The sequence below is a fragment of the Clostridium tanneri genome, from assembly GCF_033659955.1.
GTDB lineage: Bacteria > Bacillota > Clostridia > Clostridiales > Clostridiaceae > Clostridium_AM > Clostridium_AM tanneri.
Map to the genome: position 1 here is coordinate 1 of NZ_JARUJP010000059.1, position 2,138 is coordinate 2,138.

Sequence of the window (2,138 nt, forward strand, 5' to 3'; positions counted from 1 at the left end):
GGAATAATTGAAGTTTCTAATTAATCCATTTAGTGAATAGGTTCCACCTATATTACTTCCTATAGCTGTCTTTAGTTTACTAAAATCTTTGAAGTCTGCAGTTTGCCACTTATAAATGCTATGATTTAAATAGAGCTTACCAGTTAAAGTCAAGTTTCCTGGGGTAAACTGCCAACTTACTGCAATAAGGTGCCATAAAAAGCCATCAGCCTTTGTTATTGCTTAGGTTGATGGCTATGTCGGCAAACTCCTTAGCAGAAAACCGAAAACACTTCTCTGCTTACTATATTGTTTTAACCTCTAAAAAGTCACATCCAGTTATTTTATTATTTTCTAATGCAATCTTTAATTCCTCAGATATAAAAACTGAAAATTTACTATTAGTTAATCTCACCAAATGTCTTCTTTCTAATTTATCCTCTTTTAATGCATATTTAATAACTGTAATATACTTATTTCCTCTTACCTGAAATTCCGTGTATTCGGAGTTTGATAAATCTAGTGCATCAACTAAATTTACAATATTAACTACAAAAATTCATTTAACACTTTTCCAGTATTTGTTTCTTTAATATTGACAGGTAAATATTGTATTTGCTCTTCTCGAAAACTTTTCATAATTTGCTGAAACCTATGAGATACTAAAAACCAACCTAAATTATTAGATATATAGTCAGTTGGTTGATTCCCATCTTTCTCATTGTAATAGAAAGTAAAAATATCACTCCAGTTATCAATAAACTTGCCATCATTTAAATCGTATTGTTTTACTCCATATCTTCTCTCATATTCCTTTTCTGTAAAACATACTATATCATCTTTCTTAATTCTTTCATCATCAAACATTATTTTATAATATTTCATTTTAAATTCTCCTAATAACTTCCCTACAATATCTCTTCAGTAACAGTGTTTTCTGCCTTAAACAATAAATTACTACTTTAATTTCAAGTTATACCTACTCGTCATTTTATACTTTCATCAATTACTTTAATTAAATCATCTTCATATATTGATTTTAAATCCTTATGAATCATATTTATAAGAATTTTAGTTGATAACAAAAATACTGTTTGACTTGAGCCTATATATCCATGTGCTCCTGTATTAAAAAGTAATGTACCTGGTGGAATGTTTATTTTGTTAATATTTTCTTGTATATAATTAATAATAGGTGCTGCATATTCTTTAGGTATTCCTACATGAACTTCATCAATTTCTTGTGCAATATTATTTTTTAATATTACATCGTTAGACATACCTACATTAACCTTTACTTTTAAAACTTTTTCTTTACTTGGTACATATTTTACACCCAATAAAGCATAATTGCTGCTATTTCTTGATAGTGACAATTCCAGTCCTAAATACTTTTGTTGCCAATTTTCAGCATTAACAGTTTCTATATCTACTTTCAGCACTTCAATAGTGTTATATTTCAATTCTGGTAACTCATCTGTCCATAATCTAGCTCTTATAAATTTTGTTTTATTTTCTACAATTATCATTTCTACCTCCAAAAATTTATCCATCTTGAATTAAATTCTTGTGGATACATATTTATAACTTCAGGATGATATACACTAAATGGTGAAACTCCATATTTACTTAATGCAGCAGCGTGTGCTTCATTATAACTAAGTCCTTTGGACATTATAGTTGACTCCGAAATCTCATGCATATAAAAACTCGCATCTGATCCCGTTACTTGTTTTCCTTTAACTAATGCATTTTCAAGTCTATTTATCATAGCATTATTAGGCCCATATTCTTCAAAAGTTGTTATATGGCTTTTTACAATATTTAATCCTTTCCTTGTAACATTAATAGACCTACCACTTAACTTTCCTAGACCAGTTTCTCCACCTTTGTATGATGAATTATATGCACCTGTAGATTTATTTTTTAACTTACTTGCGACCTGCACAGCTCTCTGACCAACTCGTTGTACAATCTGCGATATTCTAGTTAACGCAGCAGTTCCCATAGTTACAGCTGCTGCTGCAGTAGCTGGTGATGCTATAGCTATAACCGCCGCAACTGCAACTACTGCTACAACTGCTGCTATAGCCCATTTAACCCATCCTGACAGATATCCATTTTCATCTGTCATATTAACAGGATTATTCTTGGCATAA

Annotated in this window: 4 protein-coding genes; all 4 read right to left on the reverse strand. The window is 30.2% G+C overall.

The window, feature by feature from the left end:
• Window positions 1-283: 283 nt before the first annotated feature.
• Window positions 284-538 (reverse strand): imm11 family protein, encoded by a 255-nt coding sequence (locus P8V03_RS19245; RefSeq protein WP_428978993.1) that lies wholly within the window; start codon window positions 536-538, stop codon window positions 284-286.
• Window positions 529-864, reverse strand: coding sequence for an imm11 family protein (locus P8V03_RS18840; RefSeq protein ID WP_261673588.1), 336 nt, complete (start codon window positions 862-864; stop codon window positions 529-531). The genes P8V03_RS19245 and P8V03_RS18840 overlap by 10 nt, the downstream gene beginning before the upstream one ends.
• Before the next feature lie 101 nt (window positions 865-965).
• Window positions 966-1,508: a hypothetical protein gene (locus tag P8V03_RS18845; RefSeq protein WP_261673587.1), complete on the reverse strand. Its 543-nt coding sequence runs from the start codon at window positions 1,506-1,508 to the stop codon at window positions 966-968.
• 2 nt (window positions 1,509-1,510) lie between these two features.
• Window positions 1,511-2,138, reverse strand: a 628-nt coding sequence (locus P8V03_RS18850) for a hypothetical protein (protein WP_318799353.1), incomplete at its 5' end; no start/stop codon positions are given.

What these genes read in the sequence shown, in the direction of transcription:
- P8V03_RS18840 (WP_261673588.1), bottom strand. Translation starts at nt 864, where the DNA reads ATGAAATATTATAAAATAATGTTTGATGATGAAAGAATTAAGAAAGAT.
- P8V03_RS18845 (WP_261673587.1), bottom strand. Translation starts at nt 1,508, where the DNA reads ATGATAATTGTAGAAAATAAAACAAAATTTATAAGAGCTAGATTATGG.